The sequence below is a fragment of the Dyella amyloliquefaciens genome (assembly GCF_004296575.1).
GTDB classification, from domain to species: Bacteria; Pseudomonadota; Gammaproteobacteria; order Xanthomonadales; family Rhodanobacteraceae; genus Dyella; species Dyella amyloliquefaciens.
Window position 1 is genome coordinate 628051 of sequence record NZ_SAYT01000002.1, and the last position, 19270, is coordinate 647320.

The following is a 19270-nucleotide window of genomic DNA, read 5'->3' on the forward strand; positions in this document are numbered from 1 at the left end:
GCAACCCGGAAAAGGTGCTGGCAACGATTATGAAGTGGGTATCGGGGATGCACAATCAAAGCGACGAATTCCATCATGCACCCAACGCCACGGCCTTGACCTGCGCCCATACCTCGTCCCCTGGCGACAGCCCCAGGTCATGCCATGAACGGCGTGTGATGCGGGCAAGCAAGGGGCTGCCGGAGGCGTCGAGCCGCACGAGGCATTGCGAGGAAGCCCCTGCATCGGCCATGGCGACGATGCGGCAGGCCACCTGGTTCAATACGCTGGTGGACACCTGCCGCTCCCGGCTCAACACCACGTCACGTGCCGCGATGCGGCAACGCACCGATTGCCCCATCCTCTCTTCGTGATGCGGAAGCCACAGCGTGCCGCCCTGAAACTCCAGCTCGATAAGCTGGTCGTGCGTGTCGATGCCACGCACCGTACCCTCGATCACCGTTCCCAGCGCTTCACCCATCGCGGGTGGAAGATCCAGGCGGGTGAGCGTGTCCTGCGGATTGCCCTGGGCGACCACGTGGCCGCCTTCGAGCAACACGATGTGGTCTGCCAGGCGCACCACTTCGTCGATGTTGTGGCTGACGTAAAGCATCGGGACCTGCAGCGTGCCGTGCAGGCGCTCCAGGCAGCCCAGCAGATCCACGCGCGCCGTGGCGTCGAGCGCGGACAACGGCTCGTCGAACAGCAGCAGGGCGGGATCTGACAACAGTGCACGGACCATGGAGACGCGCTGGCGTTCACCGCCGGACAGCGCACCCACGCGACGATCGAGCAATGTGCGCAGACCGAAACGGTCGATCATGCCCTCGCGATCAAGGTGTGCCGGACGACCCGCACGCCGAAATCCATAGTCGATGTTGCCCCCCACCGAAAGATGGGGGAGCAGACTCGGTTCCTGAAACACATAACCCAGCCGCCGTTTGTGCGGCGGCACGAACACGCGGCGCGCCGAGTCCTGCCACAGGTCATGTCCGAACGAGACCCTGCCCGTGCTGTCCTGTTCGAGGCCCGCAATAGCGCGCAGGCAAGTGGATTTCCCTGCCCCGGATGGGCCGAACAATGCCGTGATGCCTCGCGCAGGCAACGCCATGTCGACGTCCAGCACCAGGGCGCCACGACGCAGCGCGAGTTTCGCGTCGAGTCCGTGCAGCGACTCAGTCACGCACGTACCTGCGTGGGCGAAGCAGCGACATGGCGAGCAACGCGGCAAACGAAACCACCAGCAGGCACAGGGACAGCACATTGGCCTGGTGGTACTCGCCTGCCTGCACGTGATCGTAGATGCGCATGGACAGCACGCGGGTCTGGCCCGGGATGTTGCCGCCGATCATCAACACCACACCAAACTCGCCCACGGTATGTGCGAAGCCCAGCACCGCCGCCGTGACCACGCCCGGCCATGCCAGCGGCAAGGCCACTGTGAAAAAGCGATCCAGTGGCCGCGCGCCCAGGCAGGATGCAACCTCCAGCGGGCGGGCACCGATCGACTCGAACGCGTTGTGCAACGGCTGCACCACGAAGGGCAGCGAATAGAGCATGGACGCCACCACCAGGCCCTGAAAGGTGAAAGGAAGTGCGGTCAGGCCGAGCGCCGCGATGGCCCGGCCTACCGGCCCCTCGGGCCCCAGCAGCAGCAATAGATAGAAGCCCAGCACGGTGGGAGGCAGCACCAGCGGCAACGCCACCACGGCGGCGGCCGGCCGCCGCCAGCGCGACGCGGTATGCGCCAGCCACCATGCCAGCGGCATACCGATCACCAGCAGCAAAAGGGTCACGACGCCGGCGAGCCGCAGCGTGAGTCCGAGTGCCTGAAGATCCTGGCCGGAAAGCAACGCCATGGCCGCCGCTCAGTGTTCGCCGCCACCAGGGAGACTGAAGCCGTAACCAGCCAGGATGGCGCGTGCCGGTGCTTGCTGCACATAGCGCGCAAAGTCCTCGGCCAGCGCATTGCCGGCGCCACGCTTGGTCAGCACGAAGCTCTGTCGCAAAGGCTCATGCAGAGACGCCGGCACCGGTGCGTAACTGCCCTTGCCAGGGGACGCCAGCACCAGCGACTCGGCCACCAGCCCCACCTGAGCGTTGCCGCTCTGCGCGAACTGGACGGTCTGCGCGATGTTCTCGCCGAACACCAGCCGGGGCTGCACCTGGTCCCATATGCCCGCCGCGCGCAGGGCCTGCTCCGCGCGCTTGCCATAGGGCGCGTGCTGCGGGTTGGCGATCGCTATGCGACCGAAGCGGGGCTGTGCGAGGTCGGCCACCTGCACGCCATGCATGTCGATGCTCGCGCTCCACATCACGAGATGGCCCTCCGCATAGGGCACGGGTGTTCCACCCGCCTTGCCGTGGGCAACCAGCTGTTGGGGGTAGCTGCTGTCGGCCGAAAAGAACAACTCGAACGGTGCGCCCTGCTCGATCTGCGTCAGCAACATGCCTGACGCACCGAAGACGACGTCAAGCTTGGCGCCAGGGTGATCATGGCCATAAGCCTCGACCAGCTTGCCCATCGCGTCATGCAGGTCCGCCGCTGCCGCGATGGTGATGTGCTGCTCCTGCGCGCTGGCCTTGGGCCATGGCATCAGTGTGGCAGCGATCAGGAACAGGCAGGATCCCAAATGGAATTTCATTCGTTGCATCCCTTTTCATCTGCGAGCGGAATTCGTGGAGCAGGCACCGTCATATATCCAGGCGTAGCGGTCAGGACGAACGACGCTGCCTCACGCTATCGCGCACATCCACGTCAAACAACAGTTCAAGCACGTCATCGCCGCTTCCCGTGGGCAAGTTGAAGGTCAGTCCTTCGCGCGTGGGCAGCCGCGCGGCATGTGCCCGCACGGCTGCCTCCGGGAGCTCGATCAGCCAGGCATCAGCCCGCCCGGACAGCCCGGCATCGATACTTCCACCCAGGCGTAAAGCACACCCCATGGCGAACGCCTGGGCGAACCGGGTATGCGACTCAACCGTGCCGCCCGCCAGCAGCTGCGTCAGCTCAGCCTCGCCGATGCGCACACGCAGGCTTTGTCCTTCGATCTGCAGTTTCATCCGGTGACTCCTGGAACGTGCGTGGGCATGAAAGTGAGGCTCGCAGCGGGATGCATGCTGACAATCTGCACCAAGGTGCCGGCAGGACAGTCGCCCGCATCCTCGGGCAGGACTACCCAGGCGTCCGCCTCAGCGAAAGGCCGGATGCGGAATGGCTGCTGCAGGGCGGCCACGCTGGCATGCAGGCGCCCCTCTGCATCCTGCATCAGGGTCGCGCGCAGGAAGTGCCGCAGCCCCGGCTTGGGTTGCTGCCCCGTATCCAGCCGGGCATGCAGCACCGCTTCGCTACTCAGCCCCTGCATCGCCCGCAACGTTGGGACGATGAAGAACCTGAAACCCACGGCAACAGCCATTGGCGTGCCAGGCAGCGCCACGACCAGCGCACCGTCATCCATCCGCGCGGCCAGCAGGGGCTTGCCGGGTCGCATGGCGACCTTGTGGAACAAGATATCCGCACCGAGTCGGCGCAAGGTGTCGGGAACGAAGTCGTAGCGCCCCATCGAAACGGCACCGGTACTGATGATGAGATCGGCACCGGCCTTGCGCCCCCGTTGCACGGCGCGCTCGTAGTTGTCGGCCGTGTCGTCCACCGTTTCGCACGACAGCACCCGCACGCCCATGCCTGCAAGTGCAGCACTCAGATACGGGCCGTTGGAATTGTGGATATGCCCAGCAGCCAGCGGCCGCTCCGGATCGGGCTGCAGCTCCTTGCCCGTGCAAATGATGGCGACGCGGGGGGCGCGCGTAACATCGACTCGCGCGATACCCAGCGCAGCCAGCAACATGATATGAGCGGGTTCGATACGAACGCCCGCGGCGAGAACCCGCTCCGCCCTGGCAACGTCGCTGCCGGCGAGGCGAACATTGGCGCCGGGTTCGATCGGTTCCAGCAAGCGGATACGTAGCGGCAAGCCATCATGACCCTGGCTTAGCAGTTCCGTGCGCTCCACCGGCACCACGGTATCCAGCCCCGCCGGGAGCTGAGCCCCCGTCATGATTTCCCAGGCGCGCTGATTCGCTCCGGTCGCCGTATCGCCTGCCGCTTGCGAGCCGCCGACATCGTGTTCGGACCCGGCATCCAAGGCCCCCTTGGCGGACAGGGCATACCCATCCATGGCCGCATGATCGAACGAAGGCAGGTCCATCGGGCTGATCACATCCAGCGCAAGCACCCGGCCGGATGCCGCCGCCAGCAGGCAGACATCGCCAGCCAGCGGCCGGACGTGTGCGCAAAGCCGTTCCAGTGCCTGGGCGTAACTGATCATGTGGCGTGAACGCTATGGTGGCCGTAGTGAAGGTCCAGTGGACGTATATCCATGCACACCGACCGCCTCGGGGCAAGCATAAGCCGGCCGGCGCGGCACCGCCCATTGGTCGGTTGAACTAATCACAGTGCCACCGCCTCAGCCGCCCTTGCCCTTCGACCGGCGAATAGGCAGGTCCGCCCCCTCTTTCTAGCCTTTCCGGAAGCCATTGGGCTTCGCGCTACCCCAGCGAAAGGCAGGCATCCATGAATCCCGCGTCCGACCGTCATCCACCACTGGGCCGGCAGGCCTACTCGGTGCTCGTTTCCAGCACGTTCGCCTTCACCATCTGTTTCGCCGCGTGGATGATGTTCGCCATCCTCGGCATTCCGCTCAAGGCCCAGCTCAACCTCAGCGATACCGAATTCGGATTGATCGCCGCGATGCCCGTGCTCACCGGGTCGCTGATCCGCGTACCGCTCGGCATATGGACCGACCGGTACGGCGGTCGCATCGTCTTCTTCATCCTCATGCTGGCCACCGTGGCGCCGATCTGGTTGCTGTCCTACGCAACCCAGTTATGGCAGTTCCTCGTGCTGGGGCTGTTCGTCGGCCTGGCGGGCGGCTCGTTCTCCGTAGGCACCCCGTACGTTGCACGCTGGTTTCCCAAGTCGCGCCAGGGCCTGGCAATGGGGGTGTTCGGCGCGGGCAATTCCGGCTCGGCACTCACGAAGTTCGTGGCCCCTGCATTGATCGCTGCCGCCGGGACCTGGACCATCGTGCCCAAGGTGTATTCGGTAGCCATGCTGGTGACCGCCATCGTGTTCTGGCTGGCCTCGGCCACGAACCCCTCGCATCTGTCCGGCAAGACGGCCAGCTTTCGCGAGCAATTGGCAGTCATGAAGGATCCTCGCGTCTGGCGCTACTCGCAGTACTACTCGGTGGTGTTCGGCGGCTACGTCGCACTGGCGCTGTGGATGACCAAGTACTACGTCGGCGAATACGGCTTCGACATGAAGGTCGCCGCGTTCCTTGCCGCCTGCTTTTCACTACCCGGGGGCGTCCTCCGGGCCATCGGAGGCTGGATATCCGACCGGTATGGCGCCTATCGCACGACCTGGTGGGTAATGTGGTTGTGCTGGGTGACCTTCTTCATCCTCAGCTACCCGCAGACCACGTTCATCGTGCAGGCGATTGGCGGCCCCAGGAACCTGCATATCGGCCTGAGCCCCACGATCTTCACCTTGCTGATGTTCGTCGTCGGCATCGCCATGGCCGTAGGCAAGGCATCGGTGTTCAAGTTCATCTCCGATGACTACACCGACAACATCGGCGCGGTCTCCGGCGTGGTCGGCCTCGCCGGCGGCATGGCGGGTTTCCTTCTTCCCATCATGTTTGGCGTGCTCTCGGACTTCACCGGCGTGCGCTCGACCTGCTTCATGCTCATGTACGGCACGGTCTGCATCAGCCTGGTCTGCATGCACTACAGCTTCCGTGCCGAGCGCATCGCGCACGCCACGAAGAACCCGGCGCCCTAACGCGTCCCTCGCCGATCCCGATTCGCATCACGCCGGCCTAAGCCCGGCAACCACACCGGAGCCATCCGTCATGTCATCGCACGTTCTCTCCCGCTGGGAGCCGGAGAACCCGGCCTTCTGGCAGTCGTCAGGCGAAAAGGTCGCCTATCGCAATCTCTGGATTTCGATACCCGCGCTGATGCTCGCCTTCATCATCTGGTCCTTGTGGAGCGTCACCGTCGTCAATCTCGACAAGGCGGGCTTCCACTTCAGCAAGGACCAGCTGTTCTGGCTGACCGCCCTGCCCGCGCTGTCGGGTGCCACGCTGCGCCTGTTCTATTCCTTCATGGTGCCGATCTTCGGCGGACGGCGTTGGACCGCTCTGTCGACCGCCAGCCTTCTGATTCCCGCACTGGGCATGGGTTTCGCGTTGCGCGACCCGACCACCGGATATCCCACGCTCCTGCTGCTTTCCGTGCTTTGCGGACTGGGAGGCGGCAACTTCTCCTCGTCCATGGCCAACATCAGTTTCTTCTTTCCCAAGGCGAAGAAAGGCATTGCCACGGGGCTGAACGCCGGCCTCGGCAATCTCGGTGTGTCGGTGGTGCAGTTCATCGCGCCGCTGGCGATCTCCGCCGGCGTGTTCGGCGCGCTTGCCGGCGAGCCCCACGAGTTCACCAGCAACGGCGTGGTGCAACAGGTCTGGCTGCAGAACGCCGGTTTCATCTGGGTGCCCTTCATTGCCGCGGCAGCGCTCGCTGCATGGTTCGGCATGAACGACATCGCCGACGCCAAGGCCTCGTTCGCCGACCAGGCCATCATTTTCCGTCGCAAGCACAACTGGTTGATGTGCTGGCTGTACGTCGGCACGTTCGGCTCGTTCATCGGCTTCTCGGCGGGGCTTCCACTGCTTACGAAATCGCAGTTCCCCGATGTGAACCCGACCGCCTATGCCTTTCTCGGCCCACTCGCCGGCGCACTCGCCCGCCCCATCGGCGGATGGATCTCGGACAAGGTGGGCGGCGCGCGCGTCACTTTCTGGACGTTCCTCGGCATGATCCTGGCCGTATTCGGCGTGCTCACCAGTCTGCCGCATCAGGGACAAGGGGGGAATTTCGACGGGTTCCTTGCCATGTTCATCGTGTTGTTCGCCCTGACCGGCATCGGCAACGGATCGACCTTCCGCATGATCCCGATCATCTTCCTCACCGACCGGCAGCGCGCCGCCGAAGGCAAGAGCATCGTGGCGCAGAAGCAGGCCGTCCTCGATGCGGGCAAGGAGTCTGCCGCGGTACTGGGCTTCTCCGGTTCCATCGGCGCCTATGGTGGCTTCTTCATACCCAAGAGTTTCGGCACGGCGCTCAGCCTGACCGGCGCACCAGATGCAGCTCTGTACTGCTTCGTTGCGTTCTACCTCAGCTGCCTCCTCGTCACCTGGTGGTTCTACGCGCGCAAAGCGGCGGACATGCCGTGTTGATTGTCGGCCATCGCCGCAACCGAAGGTCCGCGGTGAGCTCAGGCGGACAGTAGTCCTGGCCAGACATTCGCCATTGGAACTAATCCCTCCGCAAGCGCCCTCGCAGCCCGACCTAGGTCGGGCTGCCGAAGCGCAAACCTTCCTTCAGTGAATTGGCGCAGGGCTCGCGCCTGCATACCGTTTCATCAAGCGATGCCGAAGAGCGCAAGTGCGCACCGGCGTCCCATAGGAGATCCGCATGAGCCATTTCCTCGATCGCCTGACCTTCCTCACCCGCGTCACATCGACCTTCGCCGACGGCCATGGCGCCGTGGTCGATGAGGATCGCCGATGGGAAGACGGCTATCGCCATCGCTGGCAGCACGACAAGGTGGTCCGCTCCACGCACGGCGTGAACTGCACCGGCTCCTGCTCGTGGAAGGTCTATGTCAAGAACGGCCTGATCACCTGGGAAACACAGCAGACCGACTATCCCCGTACACGGCCTGATCTCCCCAACCATGAGCCGCGCGGCTGCGCTCGCGGCGCGTCATACAGCTGGTATGTCTACTCGTCACAGCGCGTGAAGCATCCGCTGGTCCGCGGCCGCCTGATGCGCCTGTGGCGCGAAGCGCGCAAGACGCTCGATCCCATCGAGGCATGGGCCTCGATCAGCCAGAACCCTGACCATGCACGGCACTACAAGAACGCACGTGGCCAGGGAGGCTTCGTTCGAGCCGACTGGGAAACCGCGACGGAAATCATCGCTGCGGCCAACGCCTACACCATCAAGACCTATGGACCCGATCGCGTGATCGGCTTCTCGCCCATTCCCGCCATGTCGATGGTGTCGTATGCAGCGGGAGCACGTTATCTGAGCCTGATCGGCGGCGCCTGTCTGTCCTTCTACGACTGGTACTGCGACCTTCCGCCGGCGAGTCCGCAAATCTGGGGGGAGCAGACCGACGTTCCCGAATCGGCCGACTGGTACAACTCCACCTACCTCATGGTGTGGGGCTCCAACGTTCCCCAGACGCGCACACCTGACGCGCATTTCTATACCGAGGTTCGCTACAAGGGCACCAAGACCGTAGCCATCTCCAGCGACTTCGGCGAGATGGTGAAGTTCGGCGACATCTGGCTTGCGCCCAAGCAGGGTACCGATGCAGCCCTCGCCATGGCGATGGGGCATGTGGTTCTCAAGGAATTCCACGCCACTGGCAAGTCAACGTATTTCAGGGACTACGCCAAGCGTTACACCGATATGCCGATGCTGGTTACGCTGAAACAACATGGCTCATGCCTCGTACCCGATCACTTCCTGCGGGCATCGCAACTCAGCGATCACGCTGATGGTGCCCATCCAGACTGGAAAACGCTGCTCATCGATGCGAAGACCGGTGCCCTCGCCGTCCCCAACGGCACCATTGGCTTCCGTTGGGAGCGGACACAGGGCGACGGCGCTCCACCCGGGCGCTGGAATCTCGAGCTGAAGGACGGGGAGCGCGACGTCGAAGTGGACCCGCAGCTTTCCCTGGTGGACCAGCATGACGACGTGGTCGATGTCGGCTTTCCGTACTTCGGTGCCGACCACGACGCCCTGCTCACGCGCCGCGTGCCGGTGCGCCATGTGACGCTCGCCGACGGCACCGTCAGGGCCGTGGCGACCGTCTACGACCTGCAGATGGCGAACTATGGCGTCGACCAGGGTCTAGGCGGAGCCAACGTCGCCACGTCCTACGACGACGACGTGCCCTGCACGCCGGCATGGCAGGAGAAGCACACCAGCGTGCCCCGCCACCTGGTCATCCAGGTCGCCCGCGAGTTTGCCGACAATGCCGACCAGACGCGCGGCAAGAGCATGGTGATTGTCGGTGCCGCGCTCAACCACTGGTACCACAACGACATGATCTACCGCGGCATCATCAACCTGCTGGTGATGTGCGGCTGCGTGGGCCAGAGCGGCGGCGGCTGGGCCCACTACGTCGGACAGGAAAAGCTCCGGCCGCAATTCGGCTGGGCCCCGCTTTCATTTGCGCTGGACTGGTCACGCCCGCCGCGGCAGATGAACGGCACCTCGTTCTTCTACAACCATACCAGCCAATGGCGGCACGAAAAACTTTCGCTGGACGAGATTCTCGCGCCCACGGCTGATCGTACGCGCTATGACGGCCTCTCACTGCTGGATCTCAACGCCAAATCCGAGCGCATGGGCTGGTTGCCTTCCGCACCGCAGCTGGGTGCCAACCCCCTGGACCTGGTGACCCAGGCACAGGAGGCGGGCAAAGACCCAGTCGCTTACGTGGTAGAGAGTCTGACATCGGGCGCCCTGAAGTTTGCCTGCGACGAGCCCGACAACCCCGCCAATTTTCCCCGCAACATGTTCGTGTGGCGCTCCAACATTCTCGGCAGCGCCGGCAAGGGACACGAATACTTCCTCAAATACCTGCTAGGCACGCAGAACGCGGTCTTCAGCGACGAGAACACGGCCATCAAACCGTCGCAGGTCGAAGTACGCGAAGCTGCCGAAGGCAAGCTCGACCTGCTGACCGTGCTCGATTTCCGCATGAGCACCACCTGCCTCTATGCCGACATCGTGCTGCCGACGGCAACCTGGTACGAAAAGGACGACCTCAACACCTCGGATATGCATCCCTTCATTCATCCGTTGAGCGAGGCCGTGCAACCGCTGTGGGAGAGCCGCACCGATTGGGAGATCTACAAGACCATCGCGCGCAAGTTCAGCGAACTGGCCGGCCCCTACCTCGGCACGCGCAAGGACCTGGTCTGCACGCCGCTGCTGCACGACACGCCCAGCGAACTTGGCCAGGCCTTCGAGCCGCGCGACTGGCGGCTTGGCGAATGCGATCTTGTTCCCGGCAAGACCGCGCCAGCCATGACGGTGGTCGAACGCAATTACGGGGACATCTACCGCAAGTTCACTTCCGTCGGCCCCTTGCTCGAGACCCTGGGCAACGGCGGCAAGGGCATCAGCTGGGACACCCGTCACGAAGTACATGACATAGCGGGACTCACGCGCGTGGTAACGGAAGATGGCGTGTCCCGCGGCCGTCCGCGATTGGAGACGGCCATCGATGCCGCGGAAATGATCCTTACCCTGGCGCCGGAAACCAACGGACACGTCGCGGTGAAAGCGTGGCAGGCCCTATCGAAAATCACCGGCCGCGAACACAGCCACCTCGCCCTCGGTCGCGAACACGACCGGCTCCGCTTCCGTGATGTGCAGGCACAACCCCGCAAGATCATTTCCGCTCCCACCTGGTCCGGGCTCGAATCGGAGGAAGTGAGCTACAACGCCGGCTATACGAACGTGCACGAACTGATCCCCTGGCGCACGCTCACCGGCCGCCAGCAGTTCTACCAGGACCATCGCTGGATGCTGGACTTCGGCGAAGGCTCCTGCACCTACAAGCCCGCCATCGACACCAAGACGGTGACACCGATGCTGGCCAGGCAACCCAACGGCCACCCCGAGCTCGTGCTCAACTGGATCACGCCGCACCAGAAGTGGGGCATCCATTCCACGTACTCGGACAACCTGCGCATGCTCACGCTCTCACGCGGCGGCCCCCATGTCTGGATTTCCGAGGCGGAAGCGAAGGAAGCCGGCCTCAAGGACAACGACTGGGTCGAGGTATTCAACCTCAACGGCACGCTCACTGCCCGTCTTGTGGTGAGCCAACGCGTGCCACGCGGCATGTGCCTCATGTACCACGCCCAGGAAAAGATCGTGAACGTACCGGGCGCCGAAACTTCGGGCATGCGCGGCGGCATCCACAACTCGGTGACCCGCACCGTGATCAAACCCACGCACATGATCGGCGGCTATGCGCAGCAGGCGTACGGCTTCAACTACTACGGCACGGTCGGCAGCAATCGCGACGAATTCGTGATCCTTCGCAAGATGAGCAAGGTGGAATGGCTTGAAGACGCCATCGCCGGGGAGGCTGGCCAATGAAGATCCGTGCTCAGGTTGCCATGGTGCTCAACCTCGACAAATGCATCGGTTGCCACACCTGTTCCGTCACCTGCAAGAACGTCTGGACGTCGCGCGACGGCGTCGAATACGCCTGGTTCAACAACGTTGAAACCAAACCCGGCATCGGCTATCCCAAGGAGTGGGAGAACCAGGCCAAATGGCGCGGCGGCTGGACCCGCGATGCCGACGGCAAGCTGCGCCCGCGCCAGGGCGGCAAGCTGCGGATACTGGGCAACCTGTTCGCCAACCCCAACCTGCCACAGATCGACGACTACTACGAACCGTTCACTTACGACTACGAGCGTCTTCAGAACGCTCCCCTGTCGCAGACCCCTCCGACGGCTCGCCCGGTGTCGGCCATCACCGGCAAGAAGATGGACAAGATCGAATGGGGACCCAACTGGGAAGACGATCTCGGCGGCGAGTTCGAATCGCGAAGCCGTGACCCGCTGTTCGAAGACGTGCAGAAGGAGATGTACGCCAGCTTCGAAAATACCTTCATGATGTATCTGCCACGGCTCTGCGAGCATTGCCTCAACCCGACCTGCGTAGCGTCCTGCCCTTCCGGCTCCGTCTACAAGCGCGAAGACGACGGCATCGTGCTGGTCGATCAGGACAAGTGCCGCGGCTGGCGCATGTGCATCAGCGGCTGTCCCTACAAAAAGATCTACTACAACTGGAAGAGCGGCAAGGCGGAAAAATGCACGTTCTGCTTTCCCCGCCTTGAGGCCGGTCAGCCCACGGTTTGCTCGGAAACCTGCGTTGGCCGCATACGCTACCTCGGTGTCATGCTGTACGACGCCGACCGTATCGCCGAGGCCGCAGCAACTCGCGACGAGCGCGATCTGTACCAGGCGCAGCTGGACGTATTCCTCGACCCGCACGCCCCCGAGGTGCAAGCCGAAGCGCTACGGCAGGGCATTGCCCAGAGCTGGATCGACGCCGCAAAGCGCTCACCCGTCTACCGGATGGCCTGCGAGTGGAAGGTCGCCTTTCCCTTGCATCCGGAATACCGGACGCTACCGATGGTCTGGTACGTCCCGCCCCTGTCGCCCATCCAGACGGCCGCCAAGGCCGGCCACATGGGCATGAATGGCATCATCCCCGATGTGGCCAGCCTGCGTATTCCCCTGCGCTATCTCGCCAACCTGCTGACTGCGGGTCGCGAGCAACCCGTCGTCCAGGCGCTCGAACGCATGCTGGCGATGCGCGCCTACAAGCGCGCACAGACGGTCCACGGCGCTTGCGACGAGGCGGTGCTGGAGCAAGTCGGCCTGACGGCGGCGCAGGTCGAGGACATGTACCAGACCATGGCCATTGCCAACTACGAGGATCGTTTCGTTGTGCCCTCCTCGCACAAGGAAACGGCTGAAGACAGCTTCAATGAAAAGGGAAGCTGCGGATTCACCTTCGGCAACGGCTGTTCGGGGGGCGCCTCACCCGGCTCACTGTTCGCCCTGCGACCACGAGGGACCAGCCACTCCCCGTCAAGGAAGAAACCGGAGACCCCCACATGAACACCGCCGGACACCCGACCGGTCCGCAGAAGGACGGTCGCATCTACCATCTCGCATCGGCTCTGCTTGCTTATCCGGAGCCGCGGCTGATCGCCGGACTGCCGGACATCGAGGCATACCTGGCCGACCGGCCCACCGTGCGCGACATATTGGCGCCATTGCTGGCTCACCTGCACAACGATGACCTGATCGACCTGCAGGAACGCTACGTCGCCACGTTCGATCGGCATCCGGGATGCGCGCTGTATCTGTTCGAACACATACATGGCGAAGGCCGGGATCGCGGACAAGCCATGGTCGACCTCCTCAATGAGTATCGTCGCCACGGCTGGGCCCCCAGCGCACATGAGCTGCCGGACCATATTCCGGTCTTTCTCGAGTTCCTTGGCGTGCGTTCCACGGAGGCGGGCGAAGACGACGCTGCCCGCTGGCTGGGTGAAGCCATACACATTCTCGCCGCCATCGGGGATCGCCTGGCCCGCGAAACGAGTCCCTATGCGGCAGTCTTCACCTTGCTGCGTACGCTGACGCCCATCCAGCCAAGACAGCAACCCGAACCGCCCGTCAGGGACATGGATGAAGCCATGGAGCGCTTTGGCCCGGGCGTGGATGGCGTGGAGCCGCTGCTGGCTCCCGCCGCATGCCAGGCGGATCCGTTCCGCCCGCATCCCCGCTCCACTCCTTCCGCGTAGCGAGGCGCCCGCCATGTCCCTCCTTCATTCATTTCTGTTCGGCGTCTACCCCTATATCGCCGCGACGGTCTTCCTGCTGGGCAGTCTGATCCGCTTCGAACGCGAGCAGTACACGTGGAAGAGCGACAGCTCGCAGCTGCTCTACCACGGACGACTTCGACTCGGCAGCATCCTGTTCCACGTCGGCATCCTAGGTCTGTTCCTCGGTCATCTGGTCGGCCTGCTGACGCCCGTCGCCTTCTGGGACGCACTCGGCATATCGCATGGATTCAAGCAGCAAGTGGCGATGGTCGCCGGTGGCGTCATGGGGACACTCTGTCTGATCGGCTTGGTGATCCTGCTTCAGCGACGCCTTGCCCACGCACGCCTGGCGGCGGTCACCACACGGGGCGACAAACTGCTGCTCGCATGGTTGCTGATCACGCTACTGCTTGGCCTGTCGACCATTGCCGTGTCTGCGGAACACCTCGACGGCCACGTCATGGTGCAACTCATGGCCTGGGCCCAGCACGTGACGACGTTCCGGGGTGATGCATCCAGTTACATCGTCGACATTCCCCTGGTCTACAAGGCGCATTTGTTCATGGGTCTAACGCTGTTCCTGATCTTCCCGTTCACGCGACTCGTGCACGTGTGGAGTGGCCTGGCCTCGGTGACCTACCTGGGTCGCGCGTGGCAGCTGGTACGTCCTCGCTGAACGTCAACGTTGCGAATCCTCCGAGAACCTCGGACCCATCGCTGCGGTCCGCACGCAAGCGCCTGGAGGTTGGGGCGGCGTCATGCCTCCAGTGACGCCGTGCCGCATCGATAAGGTGGATGGCGTCACGTAACCTCGGGTGGAAGGTCAGAGGACGGGACGTCCTTCCCGGAATGACGCTCGCCGCGCCATCGATGAGGTCAGCAGCTCCGGATGGCGGAGCTACGACGACATTCCTGCCATCGGGGCCGGAGTGCCTCATGGATAGCGGTTACCTGCGGGATCACGGGACATCTGGACATCACCATCCCCGTCGATCCATCCGGCCTGGGATCCCGCCGACATCAGGAATGACGCGGGCAACGCTGGTTGTCGCGGGGTGGAACGCCGTGATCGACATTTCTGCCACAGCGGCGCATGAGCCCACCGACCCGGTTGGCGTGCAAGCCAACGTACCGGCACCAAGGGAACAGCTCTCCACGCGGATCATTGCCGTATCCCTGGCGGCGCTGATTTTGGTGCTGGGGATGATCTTCAGCACGCTCCTGTTGTCGTGGAAGCTCGAGGGTGCGGGTGCCGCGATCAACGATGCAGGCAGCCTGCGCATGCGGGCCAACCGCATGGCCATAGAACTGGTGGCCACACGCTCAGGCCGACCCAACGGCCTGCAAGAGCAGATGACGCAATTTGAAGACACCCTGGCGCGCCTGCGCGACGGCAATCCGGCCCGACCGTTGTTCCTTCCCGATGAGCCATCCCTGCGAGGCCAGCTCGATCGCGTGGCGCATCAGTGGCACGACACGGTCAGACCAGCACTCATGGACGACGCGCGTCGTCCATACGATGACTCCGGCACGTACCTGGCGATGCTCCCGGGCTTCGTCGGCGAGGCCGACAAGCTCGTGCGGATGATCGAGCAGGACAATACGCAGAAGACCGCCCTGCTTCGCCTGTCGCAGATCCTGCTTGCGCTACTGGCCTGCATAGGCACGGCGGCCATGATCCATCTGCTCTATCTGTGGATCATTCGTCCCGTGCGTAGTCTGCAGGATGGCCTCAACCGTATGGCCGAACGCGATTTCACCGTGCGTCTTCCGGTAGAGACACGTGACGAGTTCGGTCAGCTTGTCCTTGGGTTCAATCGCATGGCAGGAGAGCTGCAGGGCCTCTATGCCGACCTCGAACGGCGCGTGGAGGACAAGACCGCGGAGCTGGCCGCTCGCAATCATGCACTGGCTTCCCTCTATGACATGACCACCTTTCTGAGCGAGCCCCACGACGTTGAAACGATGTGTCGCGGATTCCTTCAGAGGGTGATGGCCCAGTTCGATGCCAACGGCGGCAGCCTGCGCATACTCAACCCCAGTGAAGACAAGCTCCATCTGGTGGTATCCGAGGGATTCCCGCCCACGTGGCCTGCGACCGAACACTGCATGACGGTCGATGCCTGCTTATGCGGCGCCCCGGTACGGTTGGGTACGCCTTTGGTGCGCGACCTTCAGGCGACGACGACACAAACGGACCAGGGACGCTATCCATGCCTGCGGCTGGGCCTGGCAGGCCTGTGGGTCTTTCGAATCGGTGCACGGCATGATGCCGAGGGATCGTTTTCGCTGCACTTCCGTACGCCCCGAGGCCTGTCGCCTGCCGAATCCGACCTGCTCGAAACGCTGGGCCACCATCTGGGTGTGGCCATCAATCACCAGCGCCTCTCGGCAAGTGCACGCCAGCTTGCCGTCGTGGAGGAACGCAATCTCGTCGCGCAGGGGCTGCACGACAGCATCGCGCAGGCGCTCAACTACCTGAACCTGCAGATCCAGATGCTGGCCGATGCCATTGCGACGGGCAATCTGCACGACGTGCACGCCATCGTGCCCCGGTTGCGACGGGGCGTGGAAGAAAGCTATCAGGATGTTCGCGAGCTCCTCGCGAATTTCCGCACCAAGCTCGGCCACGGCAACCTTAGGCTGGCCATCGAAGACACCATCGAGCGGTTCCAGCGCCAGAGCAGCGTCAAGGCGACGCTCCGCTTTACCGATGACGGTGGTACCCCCATGGCGCTCGAACAACAGTTGCAGGTGCTTTTCATCCTGCAGGAGGCGCTTTCCAACGTCAGGAAGCACGCCATGGCCAGCCAGGTCATCGTCGACGTACGGGACGGGCCCGACTTTACGCTCGCCATCGAAGACAACGGCCGCGGCTACGACCCGGCGATCGTCTTCGCCGGAGATCAGTTGCATGTGGGCCTGAGCATCATGCTCGAGCGCGCCGACCGACTGCATGCGCGACTGCAACTCCACGGCGTCCTCGAACGCGGTGCATCGGTGCGCCTGACGCTACCGGAAAACAACCGCCAGCCGGCCTGACCCAATCCACCGATAGACGGACTTTCCCATGCCCATTCGCGTACTCCTGATCGATGACCACGCCCTGTTCCGCTCCGGCATTCGGCTCCTGCTCGAACGGCAGGCGGACATCGATGTCGTGGACGAAGCTGCGGACGGACTGGAGGGCATCAAGCGAGCCAAACGGCACCGGCCCGACGTGATCCTGCTGGACCTGAACATGCCAGGTTTGTCCGGCATCGAAACCCTGCAGCTGTTGATCCAGGACGTGCCCGACGCCGCCGTGGTGATCCTCACCGTATCGGAAGACGCCGAAGAGCTCGTCACGGCCCTGCGCACGGGGGCGAGCGGATACCTGGTGAAGAACATCGAAACGGAAACCTTGGTCACCGGCATCCGCAAGGCGGCCACGGGCGCCTCGGTCATCGCCGACGACATGACCGCCAAGCTTGTGGCCCAGCTTCGCTCCGCCGCCAGGCCTGCTCCCGCGCCCCAACCTGCCGGCGCGGCAGATCGGCTCACCGCGCGCGAGCACGTGATAGTTCGCGGTGTTGCACGCGGTGAGAGCAACAAGGAAATCGCTCGTTGCCTCAACGTGGCCGAAAGTACGGTCAAGGCTCACGTGCAGAACATCCTGAAGAAGCTCAACCTCAACAGCCGCGTACAAATGGCCGTCTATGCGGTTGAACGCGGCCTGCATGACGAAGACCCGACTTGAGTCGGGATTCCTAACCGTCCCCTTCCGAAGGTGTTTCAGGGAACCGGCTGCTCGCGGATCTCGACGGGCACCCCGGGCAGAGATGCGTAGCACGGTAGATGTGCTGCCTTGCGGAATGTCTGCTGCAAGTGCGGTCTCGTGGGTCGGCGCGAGGCATCGCCGGGCGGGGCATACGCAACCACAATCCTTTTGCCGCCAAGTGCTTGCCAATGCGGGCACGGACTCGCCGCGACGCAACAAAGGAACGAGCTCGTCCATCGCCACGTACACCTCACGCCCCCATATTCGACTTAAGTCGGGTGGCATCGACTGAGGCGACCGCTTGAAGATCGCGCGGGGAGCCAGGCCCCCTGGCCTGGCGACAACGCGGGGGATGCTTATGGTCAGCGTGCCGGGAGCGGATGTCCTTAAGACGGCGAATGGAGCAACGCCGGGAGTACTTGCCAGGGAACGCACCATTGCCGGTCCACGCTTCAACCGATGGCTGGTACCGCCCGCGGCATTGGCCATCCATCTGAGCATCGGCATGGCCTACGGGTTCTCCGTGTTCTGGCTGCCGATGACCAAGCTGGTGACGGAGGCCGATCCGGCCGCCTGCGCAAAGCTGGGCTTTCTCGCGCAGCTGTTCAGCACCGGCTGCAACTGGACGGTGCCAGCGGTCAACCACATCTTCGAAACCTTCATCGCCATGCTCGGCATCTCCGCCGCGATCTGGGGCGCCTGGCTGGAACACGCCGGTCCTCGCAAGGCGGGTTTCATTGCGGCACTTTGCTGGGGCGGCGGCCTGGTCATCGGCGGCATCGGCGTAGCGATGCATCAGCTATGGCTCGTCTACCTGGGGGCAGGTGTACTGGGAGGCATAGGCCAGGGACTCGGCTACATATCGCCCGTTTCGACACTCATCAAGTGGTTCCCTGACCGACGAGGCCTGGCGACCGGCTTTGCGATCATGGGCTACGGCGGCGGCGCCATGATCGGTGCCCCCATCGCCGTGGCGCTGATGCAGAAATTCACCACGAATGGCGTGCCTGGTGTGGCCTCCACCCTGGTCTGCATGGGTCTGCTGTATTTCGTCGCGATGTCCGCGGGCGCCTTCGGTTTCCGCGTGCCGCCTTCCGGTTGGCGACCGCTGGGCTGGACGCCACCGTCCGAGTCGTCGAACAAACTCATCACCCATCGGCACGTGCATCTGCGCGAGGCCTGGAAGACACCCCAGTTCTGGTTGATCTGGACGGTGCTGTGCGTAAACGTCACGGCAGGCATCGGCGTGCTGTCGATGGCGAGCCCGATGTTCCAGGATGTGTTCGGTGGCAAGCTGCTCGGCCTGGACAGTGCGGTCGAGCTGAGTACAGCGCAAAAAGCTGCGATCGCGGCATCGGCGGCAGGGTTGGTTGGCCTGATCAGCCTGTTCAACAGCCTGGGCCGCATCTTCTGGGCCTCGACCTCGGACTTCATCGGTCGCAAGACCACCTACTTCATCTTCTTCGCGCTCGGCATCGCGTTGTACTGCTCGCTGCCAACGCTGGGCCACATGGGCCTGGCCGGTGCCTTCGTGATCGCGGTGTGCATCATCCTGTCCATGTACGGCGGCGGCTTCTCCACGGTGCCGGCGTATCTCTCGGATATCTTCGGCACGCAGATGGTGGGTGCGATCCACGGGCGCCTGCTGACGGCATGGTCGGTGGCGGGCATCGTGGGTCCATTCCTGATCGCCGCGGTCCGCGAGGCGCAACTCAATGCGGGTGTGGCCAAGAACCTGGTCTATGACCGCACGCTCTACATCCTCGCCGTTCTCCTGCTGGTCGGCATGGTCTGCAACCTGCTCGTGCGGCCGGTGAAGGAAAGTGCGCAGATGACCGATGAAGAACTGGACCACGAGCGATCGCTGCAACACGAGGCGGCGACCCTCTCCACCAACGCCCAGACGGCGGCACGTGGCGGCTTCGGCCTGGTGGGCGTCGTTGCCTGGGCGGCGGTTGGCATTCCCTTCCTGATCGGTGTATGGATAGCTATCACCAAGGCTGCCGCCTTGTTCTGAAGAGATC

Annotated in this window: 14 protein-coding genes; 9 read left to right on the forward strand and 5 right to left on the reverse strand. The window is 63.7% G+C overall.

What is annotated here, in order from left to right; translation table 11 throughout:
* Positions 1 to 73: 73 nt before the first annotated feature.
* The 5 genes from modC to EPB08_RS07390 form a co-directional block, all read right to left on the reverse strand.
* Positions 74 to 1162: a molybdenum ABC transporter ATP-binding protein gene (gene modC / locus EPB08_RS07370; protein WP_205746297.1), complete on the reverse strand. Its 1089-nt coding sequence runs from the start codon at positions 1160 to 1162 to the stop codon at positions 74 to 76.
* The gene (gene modB / locus EPB08_RS07375; RefSeq protein ID WP_130618409.1) at positions 1155 to 1838 is read right to left on the reverse strand and encodes a molybdate ABC transporter permease subunit; all 684 of its coding nucleotides are present in this window, start codon (positions 1836 to 1838) and stop codon (positions 1155 to 1157) included. Before modB ends, modC begins: the two co-directional genes overlap by 8 nt.
* Positions 1839 to 1847: 9 nt before the next feature.
* Complete coding sequence (modA, locus tag EPB08_RS07380) at positions 1848 to 2624, reverse strand: molybdate ABC transporter substrate-binding protein (protein WP_205746298.1); 777 nt, start codon at positions 2622 to 2624, stop codon at positions 1848 to 1850.
* Between the two features lie 70 nt (positions 2625 to 2694).
* A complete protein-coding gene (locus EPB08_RS07385; protein WP_130618411.1) occupies positions 2695 to 3039 on the reverse strand; it encodes a DUF7009 family protein in 345 nt (114 codons plus the stop codon).
* A complete protein-coding gene (locus tag EPB08_RS07390) occupies positions 3036 to 4304 on the reverse strand; it encodes a molybdopterin molybdotransferase MoeA (RefSeq protein WP_130618412.1) in 1269 nt (422 codons plus the stop codon). Before EPB08_RS07390 ends, EPB08_RS07385 begins: the two co-directional genes overlap by 4 nt.
* A 245-nt stretch (positions 4305 to 4549) precedes the next feature.
* Between EPB08_RS07390 and EPB08_RS07395 the strand changes: the two genes are divergently transcribed.
* The 9 genes from EPB08_RS07395 to EPB08_RS07435 all read left to right on the forward strand — a co-directional run bounded on the left by EPB08_RS07395 (position 4550) and on the right by EPB08_RS07435 (position 19263).
* A complete protein-coding gene (locus EPB08_RS07395) occupies positions 4550 to 5821 on the forward strand; it encodes an MFS transporter (RefSeq protein ID WP_130618413.1) in 1272 nt (423 codons plus the stop codon).
* A 70-nt stretch (positions 5822 to 5891) separates the two neighbouring features.
* The gene (locus tag EPB08_RS07400) at positions 5892 to 7277 is read left to right on the forward strand and encodes a NarK family nitrate/nitrite MFS transporter (protein WP_130618414.1); all 1386 of its coding nucleotides are present in this window, start codon (positions 5892 to 5894) and stop codon (positions 7275 to 7277) included.
* Between the two features lie 238 nt (positions 7278 to 7515).
* Positions 7516 to 11235: a nitrate reductase subunit alpha gene (locus tag EPB08_RS07405; RefSeq protein WP_130618415.1), complete on the forward strand. Its 3720-nt coding sequence runs from the start codon at positions 7516 to 7518 to the stop codon at positions 11233 to 11235.
* Positions 11232 to 12773 (forward strand): nitrate reductase subunit beta, encoded by a 1542-nt coding sequence (gene narH / locus EPB08_RS07410; RefSeq protein WP_130618416.1) that lies wholly within the window; start codon positions 11232 to 11234, stop codon positions 12771 to 12773. The genes EPB08_RS07405 and narH overlap by 4 nt, the downstream gene beginning before the upstream one ends.
* Entirely contained in the window at positions 12770 to 13465 is a 696-nt protein-coding gene (narJ, locus tag EPB08_RS07415; protein WP_130618417.1) for a nitrate reductase molybdenum cofactor assembly chaperone, read from the forward strand. The genes narH and narJ overlap by 4 nt, the downstream gene beginning before the upstream one ends.
* A gap of 13 nt (positions 13466 to 13478) precedes the next feature.
* A complete protein-coding gene (gene narI / locus EPB08_RS07420) occupies positions 13479 to 14162 on the forward strand; it encodes a respiratory nitrate reductase subunit gamma (RefSeq protein WP_130618418.1) in 684 nt (227 codons plus the stop codon).
* A 389-nt stretch (positions 14163 to 14551) separates the two neighbouring features.
* Positions 14552 to 16528, forward strand: coding sequence for a type IV pili methyl-accepting chemotaxis transducer N-terminal domain-containing protein (locus tag EPB08_RS07425; protein ID WP_205746299.1), 1977 nt, complete (start codon positions 14552 to 14554; stop codon positions 16526 to 16528).
* 28 nt (positions 16529 to 16556) lie between these two features.
* Positions 16557 to 17225: a response regulator gene (locus tag EPB08_RS07430; protein WP_130618419.1), complete on the forward strand. Its 669-nt coding sequence runs from the start codon at positions 16557 to 16559 to the stop codon at positions 17223 to 17225.
* Positions 17226 to 17613: 388 nt separating this feature from the next.
* Entirely contained in the window at positions 17614 to 19263 is a 1650-nt protein-coding gene (locus tag EPB08_RS07435) for an OFA family MFS transporter (RefSeq protein WP_425598247.1), read from the forward strand.
* Positions 19264 to 19270: the final 7 nt, after the last annotated feature.

Bases quoted from the DNA above. Each gene is read 5' to 3' on its own strand.
- modB (WP_130618409.1), bottom strand. From the start codon at position 1,838: ATGGCGTTGCTTTCCGGCCAGGATCTTCAGGCACTCGGACTCACGCTG.
- modA (WP_205746298.1), bottom strand. From the start codon at position 2,624: ATGAAATTCCATTTGGGATCCTGCCTGTTCCTGATCGCTGCCACACTG.
- EPB08_RS07385 (WP_130618411.1), bottom strand. From the start codon at position 3,039: ATGAAACTGCAGATCGAAGGACAAAGCCTGCGTGTGCGCATCGGCGAG.
- EPB08_RS07390 (WP_130618412.1), bottom strand. From the start codon at position 4,304: ATGATCAGTTACGCCCAGGCACTGGAACGGCTTTGCGCACACGTCCGG.
- EPB08_RS07395 (WP_130618413.1), top strand. From the start codon at position 4,550: ATGAATCCCGCGTCCGACCGTCATCCACCACTGGGCCGGCAGGCCTAC.
- EPB08_RS07400 (WP_130618414.1), top strand. From the start codon at position 5,892: ATGTCATCGCACGTTCTCTCCCGCTGGGAGCCGGAGAACCCGGCCTTC.
- EPB08_RS07405 (WP_130618415.1), top strand. From the start codon at position 7,516: ATGAGCCATTTCCTCGATCGCCTGACCTTCCTCACCCGCGTCACATCG.
- narH (WP_130618416.1), top strand. From the start codon at position 11,232: ATGAAGATCCGTGCTCAGGTTGCCATGGTGCTCAACCTCGACAAATGC.
- narJ (WP_130618417.1), top strand. From the start codon at position 12,770: ATGAACACCGCCGGACACCCGACCGGTCCGCAGAAGGACGGTCGCATC.
- narI (WP_130618418.1), top strand. From the start codon at position 13,479: ATGTCCCTCCTTCATTCATTTCTGTTCGGCGTCTACCCCTATATCGCC.
- EPB08_RS07430 (WP_130618419.1), top strand. From the start codon at position 16,557: ATGCCCATTCGCGTACTCCTGATCGATGACCACGCCCTGTTCCGCTCC.